At 73.2% G+C, this 21348-nt stretch carries 16 protein-coding genes and 1 pseudogene; 13 read left to right on the plus strand and 4 right to left on the minus strand.

The window, feature by feature from the left end; genetic code table 11:
- Positions 1-56: 56 nt before the first annotated feature.
- The 6 genes from GGE06_RS10315 to GGE06_RS10340 all read left to right on the plus strand — a co-directional run bounded on the left by GGE06_RS10315 (position 57) and on the right by GGE06_RS10340 (position 8721).
- Complete coding sequence (locus tag GGE06_RS10315; protein WP_184930649.1) at positions 57-491, plus strand: ester cyclase; 435 nt, start codon at positions 57-59, stop codon at positions 489-491.
- Positions 492-618: 127 nt separating this feature from the next.
- Entirely contained in the window at positions 619-2952 is a 2334-nt protein-coding gene (locus tag GGE06_RS10320; protein WP_184930650.1) for a serine/threonine-protein kinase, read from the plus strand.
- A 2-nt stretch (positions 2953-2954) separates the two neighbouring features.
- Positions 2955-5378 (plus strand): protein kinase domain-containing protein, encoded by a 2424-nt coding sequence (locus GGE06_RS10325; RefSeq protein WP_184930651.1) that lies wholly within the window; start codon positions 2955-2957, stop codon positions 5376-5378.
- Positions 5379-5470: 92 nt separating this feature from the next.
- Positions 5471-5971, plus strand: a complete 501-nt coding sequence (locus GGE06_RS10330; protein WP_312883089.1) for a MarR family winged helix-turn-helix transcriptional regulator — start codon at positions 5471-5473, stop codon at positions 5969-5971.
- Positions 5968-6414, plus strand: coding sequence for a MarR family winged helix-turn-helix transcriptional regulator (locus tag GGE06_RS10335; RefSeq protein ID WP_184930652.1), 447 nt, complete (start codon positions 5968-5970; stop codon positions 6412-6414). Before GGE06_RS10330 ends, GGE06_RS10335 begins: the two co-directional genes overlap by 4 nt.
- A gap of 327 nt (positions 6415-6741) precedes the next feature.
- Positions 6742-8721, plus strand: coding sequence for an ABC transporter ATP-binding protein (locus GGE06_RS10340; protein WP_184930653.1), 1980 nt, complete (start codon positions 6742-6744; stop codon positions 8719-8721).
- On the opposite strand, the gene GGE06_RS10345 is transcribed toward GGE06_RS10340, so the two are convergent.
- On the minus strand, positions 8718-9620 hold the full coding sequence (locus GGE06_RS10345) for a hypothetical protein (RefSeq protein ID WP_246532474.1): 903 nt from the start codon (positions 9618-9620) through the stop codon (positions 8718-8720). The two genes, GGE06_RS10340 and GGE06_RS10345, sit on opposite strands and share 4 nt — an antisense overlap.
- A 125-nt stretch (positions 9621-9745) precedes the next feature.
- Here GGE06_RS10345 and GGE06_RS10350 point away from each other — a divergent pair, with 125 nt between their 5' ends.
- The 5 genes from GGE06_RS10350 (at position 9746) to GGE06_RS10370 (ending at position 16587) form a co-directional block, all read left to right on the plus strand.
- Entirely contained in the window at positions 9746-10912 is a 1167-nt protein-coding gene (locus GGE06_RS10350) for a CapA family protein (RefSeq protein WP_221518010.1), read from the plus strand.
- 186 nt (positions 10913-11098) lie between these two features.
- Positions 11099-13342 carry a HAMP domain-containing protein gene (locus tag GGE06_RS10355; protein WP_184930655.1) on the plus strand — a complete coding sequence of 748 codons (2244 nt, stop codon included), beginning with the start codon at positions 11099-11101 and terminating at the stop codon, positions 13340-13342.
- A 7-nt stretch (positions 13343-13349) separates the two neighbouring features.
- Positions 13350-14921 (plus strand): poly-gamma-glutamate synthase PgsB, encoded by a 1572-nt coding sequence (gene pgsB, locus GGE06_RS10360; RefSeq protein ID WP_184930656.1) that lies wholly within the window; start codon positions 13350-13352, stop codon positions 14919-14921.
- Between the two features lie 51 nt (positions 14922-14972).
- Positions 14973-15458 (plus strand): poly-gamma-glutamate biosynthesis protein PgsC/CapC, encoded by a 486-nt coding sequence (locus GGE06_RS10365; RefSeq protein ID WP_184930657.1) that lies wholly within the window; start codon positions 14973-14975, stop codon positions 15456-15458.
- A gap of 58 nt (positions 15459-15516) precedes the next feature.
- Positions 15517-16587: a C40 family peptidase gene (locus GGE06_RS10370; protein ID WP_116163245.1), complete on the plus strand. Its 1071-nt coding sequence runs from the start codon at positions 15517-15519 to the stop codon at positions 16585-16587.
- An 11-nt stretch (positions 16588-16598) separates the two neighbouring features.
- Here GGE06_RS10370 and GGE06_RS10375 read toward each other — a convergent pair whose 3' ends face one another.
- From GGE06_RS10375 to GGE06_RS10385, 3 genes are all read right to left on the minus strand, one after another.
- Positions 16599-17324, minus strand: a complete 726-nt coding sequence (locus GGE06_RS10375) for a hypothetical protein (protein ID WP_116163243.1) — start codon at positions 17322-17324, stop codon at positions 16599-16601.
- Complete coding sequence (locus GGE06_RS10380) at positions 17321-18028, minus strand: HAD family hydrolase (protein ID WP_184930658.1); 708 nt, start codon at positions 18026-18028, stop codon at positions 17321-17323. Before GGE06_RS10380 ends, GGE06_RS10375 begins: the two co-directional genes overlap by 4 nt.
- 89 nt (positions 18029-18117) lie before the next feature.
- On the minus strand, positions 18118-19146 hold the full coding sequence (locus tag GGE06_RS10385; RefSeq protein ID WP_184930659.1) for a PucR family transcriptional regulator: 1029 nt from the start codon (positions 19144-19146) through the stop codon (positions 18118-18120).
- Between the two features lie 118 nt (positions 19147-19264).
- On the opposite strand from GGE06_RS10385, the gene GGE06_RS10390 reads away from it, so the two are divergent.
- Entirely contained in the window at positions 19265-20161 is an 897-nt protein-coding gene (locus GGE06_RS10390; protein WP_184930660.1) for an alpha/beta hydrolase, read from the plus strand.
- A gap of 32 nt (positions 20162-20193) precedes the next feature.
- A pseudogene (locus tag GGE06_RS10395) lies at positions 20194-21348 on the plus strand (serine hydrolase domain-containing protein).

The raw sequence follows: 21348 nt of genomic DNA on the forward strand, positions 1-21348 counted from the left end.
CCGCCGTGCCGTCGTACCGCCGAGACGTCCTGTCCACAGAGCAGAAGGAGAGACCCATGTCGGCAGCCGAGGCAGCGGGCAACATCGCGGTGCTCGAACGGTTCCACTCCGCCACGAACAGCGGCGACCCCGACCGGGTCGCGCGGGCCATCGACGAGCTCACCGCCCCGGACCTGGTCTTCCACGCTCCCGTACCGATGGGCGGGACGGGTGCGGAGGCCCTGAAGCGGGTGTGGGCGGCGCTCCTGCGCGCGTTCCCCGACATCCGCGTCACCGTCGAGGAGACGGTCGCGGAAGGGGACAAGGTCGTCTCCCGGAACACGGTGACCGGCACCCACCTGGGCGAGTACCGGGGCCTGCCGCCCACCGGGAGGCCCGTCACCTACGGCGAGATCTTCGTCCTCCGCTTCGTGGACGGCAAGATCGCCGAGGTCCGGGGCGTCGTGGACGTCCTCACCCAGCTGCGCCAGCTCGGCGCCCTCCCCTCCTGACCCGGCCCTCGGGCCCCAAGTCCCCTGCCCGAGCGCGGAGTCGGCCGCGTCCGAACAGTTCGACGACCGGGACGCGGACCCCTCCCGCGCCGGTAACCTGTGGGGCCGTCGAGGAAGAGGGGCCACGATGGAGCGACTCCGCGCGGACGATCCGCGGGAGGCAGGACCGTACGCGCTCGTCGCGCGGCTCGGCACGGGCGGCATGGGGGCGGTCTACCTGGGGCGGTCGTCCGGGGGACGGACGGTCGCCGTGAAGATGGTGCGGCCCGACCTCGCCGTCGACGACGCCTTCCGGGACCGGTTCCGCCGCGAGGTCGCGGCGGCCCGGCTGGTGTCGGGGGCCTTCACCGCGCCGGTCGTGGACGCCGACCCGGACGCCCGCGCGCCTTGGATGGCCACGGCGTTCGTCGTGGGGGTCTCGCTGCACCGCGCGGTCGGAACGCACGGACCGCTGCCCGAGGACGCGCTGCGGATGCTCACGGCCGGCCTCGCCGAGGCCCTCGTGGGCATCCACGCGGCGGAGGTCATCCACCGGGACCTGAAGCCGGCGAACGTGCTGCTCGCCCTGGACGGGCCGCACGTGATCGACTTCGGCATCGCCCGCGCCACCGACGGCACGGCCCTGACCTCCACCGGTTCCGTGATCGGCTCGGCGCCGTACATGTCGCCCGAGCAGGCCCTGGGCCGGCACCTCACCCCGGCGAGCGACGTGTTCTCGCTGGGGACCACGGTCGCGTTCGCCGCGTGCGGGGAGAGCCCGTTCGGGGAGGGCGCGAGCGCGGCGGTCCTCTTCCGGGTCGTGCACACCGAACCCGATCTGTCGGCGGTCCCCGCGAGCGTACGGCCCCTGATCGAACGGTGCCTGGCCAAGGAACCGGAGCGACGGCCGTCCCCGCGCGAGGTGATCGCGTACGTCGAGGGACTCACCCGTCCCCCCGACCCGCGCCTCGGCTACGGCCCCGGCCTCCGTGCGGACCGGCCCGCGGACCTGGCCGGCTGGCTCCCCGGTCAGGTCGCGGCGGACGTCCTCGCGCTGCGGGCGGTCCTCACGGCACCGCCCGAGCCGGAGCCCACTCCGGAGCCCGTGCCGGACCCGACGCTCCCGCTCACCGGCCCGGTCGAGGACCTCCTCCCTCCCCCGGCGGAACCCGGACGGACGCCGGGACGGACGCCCGGACGGGCGCCGGGCCGGCGGACGCTGCTCCTCGGTCTGACCGGCGGCGCGCTCGCCCTCGCCGGCGGCGGCACGTTATGGGCGCTGAACCACGGCGGCTCCGAGGCGGCCGACGGCCGGGGCGGCGGGGCCTCCGGCAGCACACCGGGCCCCTCCCGCCCCGAGCCCGACAGCGTGCCCGACGCGAAGCTCACCTGGCAGACGAAGCTTCCGTCCGCCGCCGTCCAGGTGCTCCCCGGGAACGGGATCGTCGCCTGCGTGACCCTGGAGCAGCTGGTCGGCCTCGACCGCCGGGGCGGCACGGCGTGGACGGTGAAGAGCGCCGACCACGACATGTACTTCTCCGTGATGGGCGCCAACGCCCTGCGGGTCGCCGCCGTGGACGGCGACCGGCTGTACGTGTCGGGTTCCGCCGGAATGACGCCGACGGCGGCGCGCGCCGGAGTGAAGGCGGCGGTGCTCTCGGTCCGCATGGCCGACGGCAAGGATCCCTGGACGGCGACCCTGGCGGGGCACGACTCCGCCGGTGCCCTCGGCTTCCCCGGCGTCCGCGACGGCCGCGCCTACGTCCTGCCCCTCACCAGGGACGAGAGCACCGTCGGCGAGCTGAACGTGTGGGCGCTCGACCTCGCCGGCCGCCGCACCGCCTGGCTGCACGAGGCGCGGGCCATGCCCGTGTTCTGGAGCCTTCCCCGGTCCGGCGGCGGGCTGCTGTACGCCGACACCGAACGGATCGTCGCGGTGGGCGCGAAGGGCACGGTGGCCTGGTCGAAGGAGTTCAGGGCGGCCCTGGCCGGTGCCGCGGGACCGTACTACCTCGTCGTCGACGACCACGGCACCCTGACCGCGTTCGATGCGGCGACCGGCGAGCGGGCGTGGACGGTGCCGGACGTCCTCGGGGCCTCCCGGCTCGGCGACGGCGTCGCCACCGACGAGCGGGGCACCGTCGCGTACGTCCTGGTACGGGACGCGGACGACGGTCTCTCCCTGGTCGCCCTCGACGCGGCCACGGGCAAGGCCCGGTGGCGCCGGCCGATCCCGGCCGACGCCCCCGGTTCGCCCGCCCCGGGCGCCCGGCTGCTGTGCGCCGACGGGAACGTGTACCGGATCGGGGCCGACGGGATGCTGTGGGCCTTCGACGCGGCGAACGGAAAGCCCCGCTGGAAGTACGGCGGCTTCAAGGGGATCGCGCCCGCGAACCTCGCCTGGGCCGCCGGCGACCGGCGGCTGTGCATCTCCGACACCGGGGCGACGACCGTCGCCGCACTGGACGCGAACGGAGCCTGATCATGTCCCCTCTGGAGCCCTTGCGGCCGACCGATCCGCCCGCGATCGGCCCGTACTCCCTGCGGGGGCGCCTGGGCGAGGGCGGCATGGGCGCGGTGTACCTGGGGAGATCGCCCGGCGGCCGGACCGTCGCGGTGAAACTGATCCGCCCGGAGCTCGCCGCCGACCCGGGGTTCCGGGCGCGGTTCCGCGCCGAGGTGACGGCGGCCCGGGCCGCCTCCGGGGCGTTCACCGCGCCCCTGGTCGACGCGGACCCCGACGGCCCGGTGCCGTGGATGGCGACCGCGTACGTCCCCGGCGTCTCGCTCGGCCGGGCCGTGGCCCTCGAAGGACCGCTCCCGGAGCCCGCGCTGCGGGCGCTCGCGGCCGGGGTCGCCGAGTCCCTGGAGTCGGTCCACCGGGCGGGCCTGGTCCACCGTGACCTCAAGCCGGGCAATGTGCTGCTCGCCCTGGACGGGCCGCACGTCATCGACTTCGGCATCGCGCGCGCCACGGACGGCACGGCGCTCACGGCCACCGGGATGATCCTCGGCACGCCCGCGTACATGTCGCCCGAGCAGGCCTTCGGGCAGCCGCTCACCCCGGCGAGCGACGTGTTCTCGCTCGGCGCGACCCTGGTGTTCGCCGCGGGCGGCGCGGGCCCCTTCGACGGCGAGGGCGGCGCCGGGCAGCCGCAGGAGGTGCTGCGGCGGGTGGCGCACGAGGAACCGGACCTGTCGGCGGTCCCCGAGGGGCTGCGGCTCCTGGTCGCCGCCTGTCTGGCGAAGGCCCCGGGCGACCGTCCCACTCCTCGGCAGGTCGTCGACATCGTCCGTACGGCGGGGACCCCGCGTACCTCCGAGGCGTGGCTGCCGCCCGCGCTGATCGCCGCGATCGAACGGGCGGCGGCGGTCATGGCGCCCTCGGTACCCGCGCCGGCGCCGCCGTCGGCCGGATCGTCGACCGTGCCGCTGCCTCCGCTGCCGCCGGGACCGCCGCCTTCCGTACCTCCCTACGGGTCCCCGTACGGCTCTCCGTACGGGTCCGCGCATGTGCCCCCTTACGGGCCGCCTTACGGGCCCCCGGCCGCAGGGGACGGCCCGGCGGGCCCCGGTCGGCGCCGGTTCCTCCGGCTCGGGCTCGCGGGCGGGGCCGTGGCGCTCGCGGGCGGCGGCACCGGGTTCGGTCTGTGGCTGGGGCAGGACGATCCACCGGAGCCGAAGCCTGCGTCCGGTGCGAAGGCTCCCGCCCCCGCCCGCACGGACCCGGACCGGGTGCTGGGCGACGGGTTCGAGGCCGAGCCGCTGTGGACCGCGCCCGTCTCCGAGCCCCTGGTCCAGCTCGCGGGCGAGGGCGGCACGGTCGTCGCGTTCAGCGCGAAGCACGTCTGGGCCTTCGATCCCGCGGGCCGACGCCGCTGGGGCCCGGTGGCCCACCTGCCGGACAGCGCGACGGGGGCCATCGAGGGAAGCATCGCGGCCGTGAGCGGCGGCATGGCGTACGCCGTGCTCCGCAGGGGCGCCGGCGAGCTGGACAAGGCGCTGCGGGCGATCCGCCTCGACACCGGCGCCGAGGCCTGGACCCTCCCCGCCCCGTACAAGTCCCCCACGGGTGTGGGGGTGACGGGTGTGCTGGACGGCACGGTGTACGTCACGGGCACGGCCGGGGCGAGCGTGATCGACCCGAAGAAGGGCCTCCAGATCATCGCCGGCCCGATGATCTGGGCCGTGGACGTGGCGAAGCGGACGGGATGGAAGAGCATCCTCACGGATCCGGAGGTCAAGTACCCCCAGGGCCGTCTCTTCGTGCCGTCCTCGGGCACCCGTCTGCTCTGGGCGACCGAGAACACCGACGGCAGCGCGCAGAAGATCGCGGCCATCGACGTCCGCACGCGGAAGTTCGCGTGGGAACAGCCCTCTCCGGGCGCCGCGACCGATCCGATGGAGCGGCTGTCCGGCGGCCGCTACGACCACTGGAGCGACGGCCCGCACTCCTCGGCCGGCGGCCTCTTCCTCCACGTGACCGACCGCCTTCGCGCGGTCGACCCGGCGAACGGTCACGTCGTCTGGACCTCCCCCGAGGTCGCCCTGAGGGCCGTGGTCGCGAGTACCGACGGCCGGACCGTCTTCGCCGCCGCCCGCGCCCGCACGGCGCTGTCGATCCTCGTCTACGCCTTCGACTCCCGGACCGGCGCCGTGCGCTGGGCGGGCACGATCCCCGACATGAAGGGCGGCCTGCCCGTCCTCCAGAGCGCGGACGACACCCTCTACCTCGCCGCCGGGGGCCAGATGTGGGCGTTGGACGCGGCGGACGGCAAGGCCCGCTGGCGGTACCGGTTCAGCACGACCCTGCAGACCGGACCGCCGCGCGCGTTCTGGGCGGGCGGGGGCCAGGTGTACGTGATGGGGATGGACGGCCTGGTGGCGCTGAGCGCGAAGGGACGGTAGCCCGCCGCCCCTTCCGGGAGGGGCGGCGGTGCTCGCCGGGCACGGCCCAGAAACAGTAGCCATGTACATAGTAGCCATGTACTGTATTTCTCGTGAGTTCAGAGAACGAGAACGCCACGGCCGGTTTCCTGGTCTGGCGCCTGTCGATGAAGTGGCGCGTGGCCGTCGACCGGGCGGTCGCACCGCTGGGCCTGACCCATGCCCAGTACGCACTGATGGGGTCCCTGTACGGCATGGCGCGCTCCGGCCGACAGCCGAGCCAGCGTCAGCTCGCCGACCACACGGGGCTCGAACCGCTGTACGTCTCCAAGCTCGCCCGAGCGCTGGAGGCGGCCGGGCTCGTCGCCCGCACCCGGGACCCCGACGACCCGCGCGCCATGCGACTGACGCTCACCGAGCAGGGGCACGACGTCACGGGCCGCGCCATCACGGTGGTCCAGGGCCTCCTGGACCAGATGCTGGAGCCGCTCGGGGGACGGAAGGGCCCGCGCGCACGGCAGTTCACCCGCGACCTCGCGACCCTGCTCGAAGCACCTCTCGATCCGCACGCCGAGAACGCCGAGAACGCCGAGAATCACGAGGAGCAGTCATGACCACCACCGCACCCACCGTCAACGGCCGCGTCATCGCCCTGGCCCACTACGCCCCGCGCGCCCTCCTGGAGCGGATACTGACGCACCACGGAATCACGTTCGAGCAGAGCGTCACGCTCCGGGTCGTCGCGGTCGCGGGCGACTCCGTCGACCGGGACGCGCTCGTCACCGACGTCATCGGCTCGCTCAAGACCGACGCGCCCGTCGTGCACGGCGTGATCGACGAGCTGACGGCCGCGCGACTCCTGGAGCAGGTCCCCGCGCAGGCCTCCCGGCTGCGGCTCACGGACGCCGGACGGAAGGTGTACGAGACGACCACCGCCGAGAGTGCCGAGATCGCCGCCCGGCTGTACGAGGGCATTCCCGCCGAGGACCTCGCGGCCGCCGGCCGCGTGCTGACCCTCATCACGGATCGCGCGAACGCCGAACTGGCGGGGGCCTGAGGTCCGGCGGAGCCGGGGTCACGGCCGCCCGGGTCGTCGACGTCCGACCCGGGAGACCCTCCGTCGGCGTTTCGGCCACTCACCCATGGGGGCGCGACCCGCGCGCCGCAAGGGTCGATGCACCCGGCACGAACGTGCATTCGTGCTGCCACGGGGTCCGCGCGGCGTCCGAAACACATGTGTTCGACCCGCCCGCCCTGCTCGTTGAGCTCTCCGACAGCCCGGCCACCGGCTCCCGGAGAACGCCATGCACCCCCTTCCCCACCGCGTCGACGCCCCTCTTCCCGTGGTCCCCCGCCGGCCACGTCCGGACTCGAGGGGGGCGGCATGACTTCCACCCCGGACGACACGGCCACCCCAGCCCCGACGAAGACCGTCTCGGCCTCCGAGCGGCTGCTGTTCGGCGGTGAACTCGCCTACGACATGGGCTTCAGCCAGCACAGCGGGACCTGGGTGAAGCTCGGCATGTGGCGGATGGCCGCGAGCTTTCCCCGGCAGGTCGGGATCGCCGTGCGGCTGGCCCGGCAGGCCGACCCCCGCGCCCTGTACACCGTGGCGGTCAGCGAGCTCGGCCGCGGTGTGGCACAGGCCTACTCGCTGGTGGCGGTGAACGCCCTGCTGACCGAACTGCTGTCGTCGGGAATCCTGGTCGACCGGCTGCGGGCGGCCCTGCCGTCCCTGGTGCTCGTGTCGGTGCTCGCGGTCGTGTCCTCGCTGCTCAAGTCGGCGTCGACCGCCTCGACGGGGATCCTGGAGCCCAAGGTCCAACGGGTCGCCACCGAGCGGTACCTGGAGCTCGTCGCCCGGGTGGAGATGGACGCGATCGAGGACGACGCCTTCCACAAGCTGATGGACTCGGCGCAGTGGGGCGCCAACGGGGCCATGAGGATGGTGGGGTACTGCACGGCCGTGGTCGCCTCGGCGATCTCCCTGATCGCCGCCGCGGGCGTGCTGACGGTCCTGCACGTGGCGCTGCTGCCGCTCCTCGTGGCGATGGCGCTGCCGAGTGCGTGGGGATCCCTGACGATGGCCAGGGCGCGGTACGAGAGCTGGCACCGGTTCGTCCAGCACGCGCGGGCGGCGCAGCTGATCAGCCGGCTCCTGATCGACCAGCAGGCGGCGGGCGAGGTCCGGGTCCACGACGTGGGGCCGTTCCTGCTGGAGCACTTCCGGGGCATGGCGGAGACCAGCGAGCGTGAACAGACCCGGCTCGCGTGGGTGGGGGCGCGCACGGGCCTGTTCGCCGACGGTGCCCGTGGTGTGGCGACGGTGGCCGCGTACGCCGTCCTCGGGCTGCTCCTGTGGAAGGGGCAGATGGAGCTCGCGGTCGGCGGTACGGCGGTGCTCGCGATCCGGGCCGGGTCGACGAGCATCACCGACCTGGTGCTGAGGGTCACCGACATCCAGGAGGAGTCCCTCTTCGTCGCCGACCTGGAGCGGCTGTGCGCCGAGGCCGAGCGGCGGGCGATCCCGGAGGTCGGCCTCGACCTGCCGGAGGACTTCGACGCGATCCGCTTCGAGAAGGTCACCTTCTCCTACCGGGGTGCCGAGGAGCCGTCGCTGCGGGAGGTGGACCTCGTCATCCCCCGTGGCTCGACGGTGGCCCTGGTGGGGGCGAACGGGTCGGGCAAGACCACGGTGTCCAAGCTGCTGTGCGGCCTCCACATGCCCGCGGCCGGCCGGGTGACGTGGGGCGGGGTGGACGCCGCGGAGGTCTGCCGGGCCCGGCTCTTCTCGCGGGTGGCGATGGTCGCCCAGAACTTCCAGCGGTGGCCGTTCACCGCCCGGGTGAACATCGGGATCGGCCGGCCCGGCGGGGCGATCGACGACGGCGAGGTCGGCGCCGCGGCCGCGTACGCCGGGGCCGACGACGTGGTGGCGAAGCTGCCGCGCGGTCTGGACACGCTGCTGGCCCGCGGCTATCGGGGCGGTCAGGAGATCTCCGGCGGGCAGTGGCAGAAGATCGGGCTTGCGCGGGCGCGGTACCGGAACGGGCAGGTCCTGGTCGTCGACGAGCCGACCAGCGCCCTGGACCCGGTGGCCGAGCAGCGGGTCTTCGACCAGATCCACCGGCTCGCGGGCACGGGCCAGACCACCGTCCTGATCACCCACCGGCTGCACAGCGTCCGCCACGCGGACCTCATCTACGTGATGGAGCGGGGCCGGGTCGTCGAACACGGCACGTTCGACCAGCTCATGGACCCGGCCCGGGGCACGGGGGCGTTCCGTGAGGCGTACGAGCTGCAGGCCCGTCAGTTCCTGGCGCCGGCCGTTCCCGGCCAGACCGGGCGCCCGGACAGGCCCTAGCGTCCCGCGGGCGTGTCCGACCAGACGTCGAGGAGTTCGGTGAGAGCGGCCCGGGCCTGCGCGGCCTTCTTGCCGTCCTCGGCGCGGGCCGCCGGGGCGAGTTCGGCGTGGATGAAGGTGGCGTGGTGGCCCTCCGCCGACTTCCCCTGGACGTTCGTCGTGCCTTCCAGGGGGCAGCGGTCGGCCCAGCCCCGGCAGACGCGGAGGCCGCGCGTCTTCATGTGGGCGGCGAGGGCCGCGGCCTCTTCGGGCGCGGCCTGTACGGCGCCGGTGGAGAGGATGGCGTCGTACGGACGGTCCGGGCCCTTCGCGAAGCCGTGCAGCTGAAGGCCCGGAACGCCGCGCTTCTGCAGTTCCGTGATGATCGCGTGGAAGGCGCTGTCGGTGCGGTGGGCGACGTCCGCCGCGTCTCCCCGGCCGGAGGTGCGGTGGGCTCCGGCGACGACGAGGGCGCCGCCCGTCGTCTTCTCCAGGAGCCGGGCGCCGAGGGACTCGGTGCCGCGGTCGGCCACCGGGTGCGGCACCTGGACGCTCCAGCGGACGGCGGAGTCGGCGGTGACGTACAGCCGCCCCCAGCCCGCCTCGGCCCCCGGGTTCCGGGCGGCGACCTCGTCGTAGCGGCGGCCGGAGGCGGAGTCGGTGAGCCGGGTCACGTGGAAGCCGACGGAGGCGAAGGTCTCCTCGGCCTTGGCGTCCTCGCGGTCGAGGAGCTGCCCGACGCCCAGGGCGAGGCGTTCCCGCTGAACCCTGCTGGGGGGCGTGTACGGCGCGCGGTCTCCGGCCTGCTTCGCGTACTCGACGATGCGGTCGTCCAGGTTCACCAGCTCACGGGCGCCGCCATGCCCTGCCTGCTCGCTGTCGCGCGCCGCGTCGTGGCAGCCGACGAGCGTGAGTGCCATGGCGACGAAAGTGAGGATATAAAGAAAAAGTGATGATCTCGTGACGCCCTGGGGATAGTCGATCTTGGGACTCGTGTGAAGATCGGCTGGTGACATTCCGCGATTCTCTCCCCATTGGTCGTGTGCTGGCAGTGACGGCGGCCCTCGCCGTGTTCACCGCCGGCTGTGCGTCCACGCCCACGGAGTCGCAGACCAAGCCCGGCGGCCGCTCGTTCACCGTCGCCGCCGCCGGAGATGTTCTCATCCACCCGGAACTGGTGGAACAGGCGGCCCGTGACGCGAAGAGGACGGGCAAGGGGAAGGACGGACTGGACTTCGGCCCGCTGATGGCCGGCGTGAAGCCGGTGATCAGCAAGGCCGACCTGGCCATCTGTCACATGGAGACGCCCGTGGGATCCCCCCGGGGGCCCTGGGCGGGGTATCCGGAGTTCCTCGTGCCGCCGCAGATCCTCACGACCTTGAAGGACGTGGGCTACGACACCTGCTCGACGGCCTCGAACCACACCAACGACCACGGCCTGAAGGCCATCCGCAGCACCCTGAACGCGATGGACAAGGCGGGCCTCGGTCACACCGGCTCGGCCCGTACGCCCGAGGAATCGCAGAAGATCAACATCCGTGAGGTCAAGGGCGTCAAGGTGGCGCACCTGGCCTTCTCGTGGGAGTCCTTCCTCAACCCCACGCCCGAGAAGGAACGCTGGTCGTTCAACCGGATCAACACGGACGAGATCAAGAAGGCCGAGAAGCGGGCCCGGGCGCAGGGCGCCGAGGTCGTGATCCTCTCGCTCCACTGGGGCCTCGAGCACTACAACGAGCCGAGCGTCCCGCAGCTGCAGCTCGCCGAGCGTCTCACCAAGGAGACGGGGATCAACCTGATCATCGGCCACCACGCGCACGTGGTGCAGCCGATCCAGAAGCTGAACGGCAAGTGGGTCGCCTTCAGCCTCGGCAACGAGGTCGCCCGGCACGGCTCCCCCACGGGACTGACCGAGGAGGGGGCGATCGGCTGGTTCGAGTTCCACGAGACGGAGACCGGGTGGGACGTGCAGGCCCGCTACCGCACCACCCTGGTGGACATCCCGCCCGACGCCGAGCCCGGCGAGAAGCTCCCCGACGGCGCCGTCACCGACCACCGGGTGGTCGACGTCCGGCACGCACTGGACGCACCGGGCGACCTGCCCCCGGACCGGCTCGCCCGCTACCGCCTCGCGGCCGAGCGGACGCGTGGCTTCCTCTTCAACCGGGGTGCTCCGGGGGGCGACGGCCTGGCCGAGCTCTCCCTGACGTACTGAGCCGTTACCCCGTCCGTTTCGTGCGTTCGTGACCGCGTCGCCGGGCCCGCGCCAGTGACGGCCCCTCGCGTGCGGGGGCCGTGGGAACTGCGGTGGCCGTAGAACCAGGAAAGAGCAGCAGTGACATCGAGTAATGCCGCGTACCGCGTGCGAGGGGGACGGCGACGCAGCCGCAGGCGCGCGGACATGCCGCTCCTGGGCGGCATCCGTCCGCCGATCGCGGTTCTGTGCGTGCTGATCCTCGCCCTGGCCGGTCTGACGGCGAAGGTGCTGGGCCCCGGCGACGACGCGGTCGTGCCGGAGGCGGTGCTGTCGTCCCAGAAGTACTTCGCGGAGGACGGGGCCATCGCGCTGCGGGCCTCGATCGACGAGCGGGTCACCGACCTCCAGCGGACCGCGACCGCGATCAGCGCGGGGCGTCCCGTGAAGCCCGAGCGGATCCTCTCGGACCTGGGCCGGACCTACCAGAAGTGGACCGGCACCTCCGTCGTCGACCTGGAGAGCGGGGAGGTGCTCGCCGAGCGGGGCGAGGCGGTTCCGCTGTCCTGGCTGGACAAGGAGGTCCTCACCGGCAAGAAGGCCCTGACGCCCCGGATGGTGCGGCTCGAGACCGGCGACGTCCGCCTGATGACCATGGCCGTACTGGACTGGTCCGACCGGCCGCAGCAGCTGCTGCTCGCGTCGAGCAGCCTCTCCGTGCCGGCCATCAACCTCGGCCCGTTCCGCACCATGGCCGTGGTCGCCAAGGGCGGGGAGGTCCTCGGCACGGCCGGCTTCGAGCAGGCCGAGGCGCTCAACTCCGACCAGGAGCGCCAGGAGCTGTCCTTCCTCCACAAGCAGATGACCCGGCTGGCCGACCAGGCCGCGGTGCGCGCCGAAGAGCACCCCGTCCGCGCGAAGGAACCCGGCTCGCGGGGCTACCCCGGCGTCAGCGGCACCCTCCTGGGCGGCCAGTACAACGGCCGCATCGCCACGGCGGGCTACGCCTCGCTCGCCTCCGCCAACCCCGACGAGAAGCCGAGCCAGGCCGCCGGCCTCGGTCTCACGGTCGTGGCCCTGCTTCCCGTGGTCGAGCAGAAGACCGGCGACCAAGGCCGCCAGCTGTACGGCCTCGCGGCCGCGGGCGTGCTCGTCCTGCTCGGGCTGCTCGCGGTCACCGTCCTCTGGGCGACCGTGCAGCGGCCGCTGCTGCGCCTGTTCCTGGAGTCGCGCCGGCTCGCCCGCGGCGATCTGACCCGGCCGGTCTCCGTGCCCCGCTGGGGAGAGGCCGCCCGCATCGGCGCCGCCCTCGAACGGCTGCGCCGGCAGCTCGCCGGTGACGGCACGGACTCGGACGGCGCCCCGCGCCGGCGGGTCCGGGTCGGCGGACGCGGCCCGCTCGTGGTCACGGCCGTGCTGCTGCTCGTCTGGTGCGTGCCCGTCGGCCTGCTCCTGAACCGTACGGACGACTCGGTCAGCGTGCCCGCCACCATGGTCAACGACCAGCGCGACCGCACCGACCTGATCGCCGACCGCCTGCGCAGGGCGCTCAACGAGGCCCAGGCCGACGTCGTGTCCACCTCCCGCCTGATCGGCGAGGAGAACCACGGGGACACCGGCCGGATCCTCGAGGAGGCCCTCCTCAAGCACCCCCGTTACCAGGCCCTGTACGTCGTCGACGCCGAGGGCGGCATCACCGCCCGGGCGGGCACCGAGCCCCACGACTGGACCCGGGGCGAGGACCTGCCGCTGGTCCGCGTCTCCGGTGAGGGCGGCAAGGAGCCGATCGTCCAGGCCGGCGCGCCCCTGCCCGACCACAAGGACGGCACCCTGGTCGGCGAGATCCGGGTGGAGTTCCTCGACTCGCTGCTCGCCCGGCCCGGTCTCGGGGACGTCCGCGTGGTGGACTCCGAAGCGCGGACCATCGCCGCCGGCAACGGCTTCCTGGCGTTCGAGAAGCTCCCCGACGGCGCCCTGACCGACCTCGTCCGGGCCGCCGGCCTGCCGGTCGGCGCGGGCCCCGTCGAGAACGGCCTGCTCATCCGGGAGGGCAACGGCGTCACCGTCGCCGCGGCCGCCCCGTTCTCCGGTGGCGGCGTCACGGCCGACATCGGCTGGACCGTCGTCAGCAAGCAGGACGCCTCCCGCTTCCAGATCGCCCCGTACGAGCGCGAGGACCGCAGCGTGCTCGCCGGAATGCTGGGCCTCGCCGCGATCATCTTCTGCCTCGGCTGGGTCTACCTGGTGGTCGTGCGGCCGCTGCGCGCCCTCGCCGGCAGTGCCGAGAAGCTCGTGGACGGCGACCTCAAGACCGTGCTGTACCCCGTGTACCAGGACGAGGTGGGCGCCGTCGTCCGCAGCCTCGAACTGCTGCGCCAGCAGGCGCAGGCCCTCAGACACAACCAGGCGCGCCGGTCCGCGGAGACCGGGCCCGGCGTCGGCGGAAGGTGACAAGGCCGTGCTCTACCTCTACTTCGTCCTGCTGATCAGCGGGGTGTTCCTGCTGATCGCGGGCATCGTGGAACAGCGCAGGCACTACGCCGCCCTCCACACGATCCCGACCCGGGTGCTCGTCAACGGCATCCGGGGCAAGTCCTCCATCACCCGGCTGTGCGCCGGAGCCCTGCGCGGCGGCGGTCTCGTGACCGTCGCGAAGACGACGGGCACGGCGGCGCGCTTCATCCACCCCGACGCGACCGAGGAGCCGGTCTACCGGAAGTTCGGCATCGCCAACGTGGTGGAGCAGATCGGCATCGTCCGCCGGGCCGCCACCTACCGGCCGCACGCCCTGGTCATCGAGTGCATGGCGGTCATGCCCGCCCTGCAGGAGGTCAACCAGAGCAAGCTGATCCGCTCCACGATCGGCGTCCTGTGCAACGTGCGCGAGGACCACCTCGCCGAGATGGGCCCGACCCTGGACGACGTGGCCCGCTCGCTGTGCCGCTCGATGCCGGAGGACGGCATCTGCGTGACCGCGGAGAAGGAACGCTTCCACATCCTCCAGGAGGAGGCGGACGCGCGGAACTGCCGGCTCGTCTACGCCGACCCCGAGACGGTCAGCGACGCCGAGCTGCGCGGCTTCAGCTGGTTCACCTTCAAGGAGAACGTCGCGATCGCCCTGGCCGTCGCGGAGCTCCTCGGCATCGACCGGCAGGTCGCGCTGCAGGGCATGTACGACGCGCCGCCGGACCCGGGTGTCCTGTCCGTGGAGCGCTACGTCACGCCCGACGACCGGCGGCTCGCCTTCGCGAACGTGTTCGCGGCGAACGACCCCGAGTCGACCCTGATGAACGTCAACCAGCTGCTCGACCTCGGCGCCATCAGCCGTCCCCTGAACGTCGTGATCAACTGCCGTCCCGACCGCGTCGAACGCAACGGGCAGATGGGCGAGATCATCCCCGACCTGCAGCCGGACAACGTCTTCGTCATCGGCCACCCCTCGAAGAGCGCCATCGACGCCATCCCCGCCGAGTGGCGGGACCGGGCGATCGACCTCGGCGGCGACCGGCGGCCGGCCGAGGACTTCATGCCCGCGCTGCTCGGCCGGATGCCCGACGGGTCCTCGCTCGTCGCCATCGGCAACATCCACGGCCAGGGCGAGGAGCTGCTCGAGTACCTCGCCGAGCTCCCGGCCGACGAGAGCGCCGACCCCCGCGCGGACCACGGCACCGTCCACGAGGCCGACCACGACGCCTACGACGGCGCTTACGACGACGCCTACGCCGTCGCCGACGAGACCGGTCCGTACGCGGCTCCGGCGGGGTACGGATACGGCCGGCCGCAGCGCCTGGACCCGTACGCGACGTACCCGGCGGCCTACGAGGAGCGGTACCAGGCCTCCCAGACCCAGGAGATCCCCATGGTGCGGATCCCCCTCCAGCCGGTCGACGAGCACCCCGGTCCCGTGGTGCTGACGGCCCGTCGCGGTCCCGACGACGGCTGGTCCGTCCCCGAGCCCGAGGAGTCCTTCGGCTGGTTCCACCAGCCGCCGCAGCAGGACGACGGGGAGCGGCCCCATCCGCACCCCTGACCCGACGCCGCCCACCCGCCTCACCCCCCGTAACCGCGCCCGGAGCCCCCGTTGACCACCGCCGCCCTGACCCCCGAGATGGCCGCCCTGGGCATCGCCATCGGTCTGTTGTTCTCCCTGCTGTGCTACCTCACCACCAACCTCTCCCCCGGCGGGATGATCACCCCGGGCTGGATCGCCCTCACCCTCATCGAGGACCTCCAGCGCGCGGCCATGGTCGTGGGCGTCACCGCCCTGACGTACGCGGGCACCAAGCTGATGCAGCGGCTCGTGATCCTGTACGGCAAGCGGCTGTTCGCCGCGGTGGTCCTCCTCGGGGTGCTGCTCCAGGCCACGGTGATGATCGTCCTGTCGATCGAGTTCCCGCTGATGTACGGCAACCAGACCCTCGGGTTCATCGTCCCCGGCCTCATCGCCTACCAGCTCGTCCGCCAGCCCAAGGGGCCCACGCTCCTCGCGACGGCCTCCGTCTCGATGCTGGCCTACATCGTCGTCGCCGCCGGCCTGCTGCTCGGCGTCATGCCCGCCGCCGCCTGAGAACCGTCGTCCGCGAACCGCCGTCCGCGAACCGCCGCCTGAGAATCAAGGAAGAACCATGGCAGGGAAGAAGAAGTCACGCACGCTCCTCTCGGGCCTCGCGGTACTCGGGCTCGTCGCGACCTCGGGCTACCTCACCGTGGAGCTGCGCAAGCAGGACGACCAGGGCGTCACCGAGGTGCGGAACGTCGGCGTGCTCAACGGGACCAAGCCCAAGACCGAGGCCACGGGCGAGGAGCGCTGGTCCCGCCTGGAGAACCCCGCGCGCAGCGTGCTCCGCGGCGCCGACGGCCAGGTGGCGGCGGTCATGACGGACGGCGCGCGCACCGCGAAGCTCACCGGCCCGGCCCGTACCTTCGCCGAGCCGACCTCCACCGCGTCAAAGGTCTCCACGACCGACTGGATCCGTCTCATGCCGAAGCCCTGGGCCAAGGGCGCGGAGAACGAGAAGTGGTTCAAGGACTGGTACGCGGAGAACGCGGACAGCAAGGAGGACGACGTCTTCGCGTTCGCCTTCCAGTACGTGGCGGGGGCGCCGCAGCGCAAGGACGAGCAGGGCCGGATCATCGCGGGCGACGCGAACTTCGGGCCGCTGAACACCACCGGGGCCGAGGGCGGCGACCTCCGCCTGGAGCAGTCCGACTTCTACGACTTCCTCGGCGTCCGCTACCCCTTCCGGGACGGCACCGTCGGCACGCCGGAGGCACTCAAGGCCCGGTCCCTGGACTGCTCCGGCTTCATGCGCATGGTCCTCGGCTACCGTGCCCGCTACCCGCTGATGTCCTCGGACAAGTCCGGTGACGGCCTGCCCCGCACGGCGAACGGCATGGCCCGCTCCGACCGGGGTGTGGACATCCTGCCGCTGACCGGCATCGGCGCCGCGAACCGCCCCTCGACGATCGACCAGCTGCAGCCGGGCGACCTCGTCTTCTTCAAGCTCGACACGCGCACCGGGCAGCGGCTCGACCACGTCGGCATGGTCCTCGGGTACGACACCGAGGGGCACCTGATCTTCGTGTCCAGCCGCGAGGAGGTCAACGGGCCCACCATCGGTGACATCGGCGGTGTCTCCCGCCTCGACGGCAACGGCTACTACGCCAAGACGCTCCGCAGCGCGAAGCGCCTCTGACGCGGGAAGGGCTACCGCCCGCGCATCAGCTCCAGGTCGTCGCCCCACGCGTCGAGCACCGCGCCGTGTCCGTGGTGCCGGGCGACGGCCTCGACCCGGGCGAAGAGCCCGCGCTGGGCGGAGGCGTCGCCGGATTCCGCGATGCGCCCCAGGGCGCCGAGCAGGGTGCCGCTGTCCCAGCCGGGCAGTGGGTACCGGGCGAGCTCCCACTCCAGGTACTTGTTGTAGGGGCGGGGGCGGCGGTCGAGCGCGAAGAGCAGTTCGAGCAGGTGGCCGAGGCTGTCGGTGGCGTCGAGGCGGGCCGCGAGCCCGAGCCCGTCCCGGTCGTTCTTGAGGGAGCGGTAGAGCGAGTTGGCGTACGCGTCGAGCCACTCGGCGGCGGCGCGGGAGGCTTCGTCGGCGGTGAGCCGGGCCTTGGCCGCCAGGATCCGGGCGATGTCGCCGTCGAGCCGGTCGAGCACGACCCGGGCGCGGGCGAGGGCGTAGCGCTCGAAGCCCGGCATTCCGACGGACCGGAACGCGTCGAGGGTGAGCATCACGAGGTCGAGCTCGTGGGTGCGGTGCCCCGCGAACCGGGTGAGCTCCGTCGGTACGCCGTCGGCGAGGACGACGTACAGGTCGTGGTCGGAGTGCCGGGTGGTCATGCCCTCGTGTGCCCGGGACCCCTTGAGGACCAGGCCGACGACGGCCGCGTCGGCGGAGGCGGTCTCGACGAACGACTCGTAGGTGAGGTTCATCGGGTGGCTCCCGTGCCGGCGGCGAGCCCGCAGGCTCCGAGCACCAGGTGCAGCCGTTCCTCGGTGGTGTCGGTCAGGGGCGGCAGGAGGAGGGTCGCCAGGCCGGCTTCGACGCCTCCGCCGTCGCGGCCGGAGCGGTCGCCGACCATCAGGGCCTCGTCGGGGCTCACCCCGAGCCGGTCCAGGGCCACGCCGAAGAAGGCGGGGTCGGGCTTGCACCGGCCGTGCTCGAACGACAGGGCGTAGGCGTCGACGTGGGTGTCCAGGCCGGCGTTCACGAAGGCGGGCCGGATGTCGACGTGGATGTCGCTGATGACGGCCACCTTCAGGCCGGCGGCCTTGAGCGCCGCCAGGGTGGGTGCGACATCCGTCGCGAACGGGTTGCCGACGGGGTCGGAGAGGGTCGCGTAGAGCGCGTCGGCGAGGGCCGGTTCGATCCCCGCGGCCCGGACCCACCCGTCGTAGCCGTCGCGGTGCGCGTCGGCCGAGACGTCGGACCAGCCGCTCGCCACCTCCGGCAGCCGGGCCGCCTCGCTCAGGGCCTCGCTGATCCGCCGTGTCTCCGCGTCCGGGGCGTCGCGGCCGAGGCCGAGCAGGGTGCGTTCGATCCAGTGGGCGCCCTTCGGCCTCCCGGCGATCGGGCCCCACTTGGGGACCACGAGCGTCCCGACCCAGTCGAACAGCACGGCTTTGAAGTAGGGCATGTCTCCCCCGAGAGCGTCCGGTCCTTGATCGCGGGCAGCCTCTCAGCCCCGTCCGGTGGCGTCAACGAGCCCGTTCCCGTCGGGCCTGCTCAGCCGTGGAGCAGGCGCCAGGTGGTGAGGGCGAGCCGGGCGCGGGTGAGGCCCGTGGGGGCGGTGAGGTCCAGGGTGAGGGTCTTGCCGATGTGGTCGAGGCGGCGGGCGATGCTGCTGTGGTGGAGGTGGAGGGCCTCGGCCGCGCGGCGGACGGAGGCGGTGGCGCAGTAGGTGTCCAGGGTCTCCAGGTCCTCCGGGGAGAGGCGGTCGATCGCGGTCACGTCGGGGTTGTCCCGTGCGGCGTCCTCGGGGATGTCCGCCAGGAGGGCGAGCGCGCCCAGGTCGGTGTGGTGGACGACGGGTTCGCGCGGGGTGGTGAAGCGGAGGGCCGTGCGGGCCTGGCGCCAGGAGCGGTCGGGGCTGTCGCCGGCGCCGACGCCCGCCCGTACGCCTGGCGGGAAGGCCGTACGGTCCAGGGTCGTGGCCAGGATGACGCCCACGTCGGCGAGCGGGGCCGCCTTCACCGGCCGGGCCGGGCACACCAGCGCGCCGACCCGGTCGAGCGGGAGGCTCGTACGGACGGCTGCGACGTGGACGGGGAGGTCCGGGGCGAAGCCCAGGAGGCGCAGCGCCCGGGCCCGGGCGGCGTCGTCGCTGTCGGAGCTGACGGCCAGTTCGACGAGGGCGGGGTCGGCCATGGTGGTGCGGGCCGGCCCGTAGCGCTCGGCGGCGGCCGCGGCGGCGAGGGCGAAGCGGTCGAGGAGGACCTCGTCGAGCGGGTTGGGCGGTCCCGGGCGCTCCAGCCAGACCGTGCCGATCTCCTCCTCGTCGAGGATGATCGGCGCCTCCGTGGACGCGGGCGCCGGCGGCGTGGTCGCCTCCGTGCCGTGGGGCGAGACGCGGGTCGCGCGGCCGGTGCCGTGGAGCCGCGTCCCGGCGACGCACTCGGCCAGGCCCGCCGAGGCGCGGGCGAGCGCCGGGAGGTCGACCCTGCGGCGCATCAGGGTGTCGTAGAACGCGACGATGCGCATCGCGCCGTCGACGTACGGATCGAGTCCCGACAGCCGTACGGCCAGTGCCTCCATGGCAGAAGGATCGCAGACGGGCCCTACGTGCGGGGCGCGCCGTTCGGCGCGTGTTCGGGGCGGGATGCGCGACGGACGGCGGATGACCCGTCGGGGGCCCGCGCGCAGGATGTTCGGCATGGATCCCGAACTCGAAGCCTTCATCCCCTTCTTCCCGCAGACCGACCTGTCCGACCCGGTGGCCGCCCGCGCGTACTTCGCCGACCTCGCGGCCGCCGTGCCGGCGCCCGACACCGCGGAGTTGGAGGTCGAGGACGTGCTGGTGCCCGCCGATCCGGACGTGCCGGTACGGATCTACCGGCCGCGCGGGGCGCAGGGTGCCGTGGTCTGGCTGCACGGCGGCGGATACGTCATGGGGAACGTGGACACCGAGCACCCGTGGGCCACCCGCATCGCGGAGAGCTCCGGCGCGGTGGTGGTCTCGGTCGGTTACCGGCTGGCCCCCGAACACCCGTTTCCCGCCGCCCTGGACGACGCATACGCCGTGCTGGAGTGGACGGCCGGGCACGCGGCCGAGCTCGGCATCGACCCGGCGCGCATCGCGGTCGGGGGCCACAGCGCCGGCGGTGGTCTGGCGGCCGGGGTGGCGCTGCGGGCGCGTGACGAGCAGGGTCCGCCGATCCGTTTCCAGCTGCTCAACCAGGCGGGGCTCGACGACCGGCTCGAGACGTGGTCGGCGCGGAACTTCACCGACACGCCCTGGTACCACCGGGGCAAGGCGACCGCCGCGTGGGGCCACTACCTGGGCTCCCGGCCCGCCACGCCGTACGCCGCTCCCGCGCGGGCCGCCGATCTGTCCGGCCTGCCGCCGGCGTACGTCGCCTCCGCCGAGTTCTGCCCGAACCGCGACGAGGACATCGCCTACGCCGTCCGGCTGCTCCAGGCGGGCGTGTCCGTCGAGCTCCACCAGTGGCCCGGGACGTTCCACGGGTCGCAGGCGATCCTCTCCGCCGAGGTCTCGCAGCGGCAGAACGCCGAACTCGGCGCGGTCCTGCGCCGCGCCCTCGCCGACTGAACCCACGCCCTCCGAAGAAAAGGACCGATGTCATGACCGTCCGAACCGTGAACACGTCCACCGGCCTCGACCCCGCCGCCCTGCAGTCCGCTCTGGACGCCGTCCACCACGCGGGAGTTCCCGGCGTGTTCGCCGAGGTACGGGACGACGGCCGGACCTGGCGCGGCGCCTCGGGGGTCGCCGACGTCGACACCGGCCGTCCTGTGACCGCCGACATGTGACACCGCGTCGGCAGCGTCACCAAGACCTTCACCGCCGCCGCCGTGATGCAGCAGGTCGAGCAGGGGCGGATCGGACTCGACACGCCGATCGGGGACCGTCTGCCGGAGCTCGTGCCCGGCGAGCGCGGCGAGCGGATCACGGTGCGGATGCTGCTCAACAACACGAGCGGCATCCCCGACTACCTCGCCTACGCCTTCCCGTCGCTCCGCGGGTTCCCCACCCGTCTGGACGTCTCGACGCAGTCCATCGACGACAACCGGTTCCGTACGTGGCGTCCCGCCGAGCTGATCGAGCTGGGGCTCTCGGCACCTCCCACCGGCGAGCCCGGCGGACCCGTGGGCGTGTACTCGAACGTCAACTGGCTGATTCTCGGCGAGCTCCTGGAGCATCTGACGGGGATGCCGGCCGAGGAGTGCATCACCCGGAACGTCATCGAACGCGCGGGGCTCCGGCACACCGGGTTCCCTGAGGGGACGCGCGTCGAGGGACCGCACTCGCTGCTCTACGAGGCGTTCTACGGCCTGATCGACCCGCCGCGTGACTACAGCGTCTACGACATGTCCTGGGTGGGGGTGGCGGCCGGTCTCGTGTCGACGACGGAGGACCTCAACCGTTTCTACGCCGAGCTGTTCGCGGGCCGGATCGTCGGCCCGGAGTCGCTCGCGGAGATGCGGCGCACGATCCCGGCCACCGCCCTGGACGGGTCGCCGATCCAGTACGGTCTCGGGCTGCACAAGGTCGAGACCCCCCGCGGCACCTTCTGGGGGCACGACGGCACCGTCTGGGGAGCGGGTGCCATCTCCCTGACCAGCGCCGACGGCAGGCGTCAGATGTCCGTGGCGATCAACCTCATCCGGTGGAACAGGCCGGACGCCTCCGGGCGGCCGCAGCCCCACCCCATCGACGGCGCCGTCAAGGCGCTGTACCAGGAGGCGTTGTGCGGCGGGGCCGCCACGGCGTCGTGA

The organism is Streptomyces nymphaeiformis, assembly GCF_014203895.1.
Taxonomy (GTDB): Bacteria; Actinomycetota; Actinomycetes; order Streptomycetales; family Streptomycetaceae; genus Streptomyces; species Streptomyces nymphaeiformis.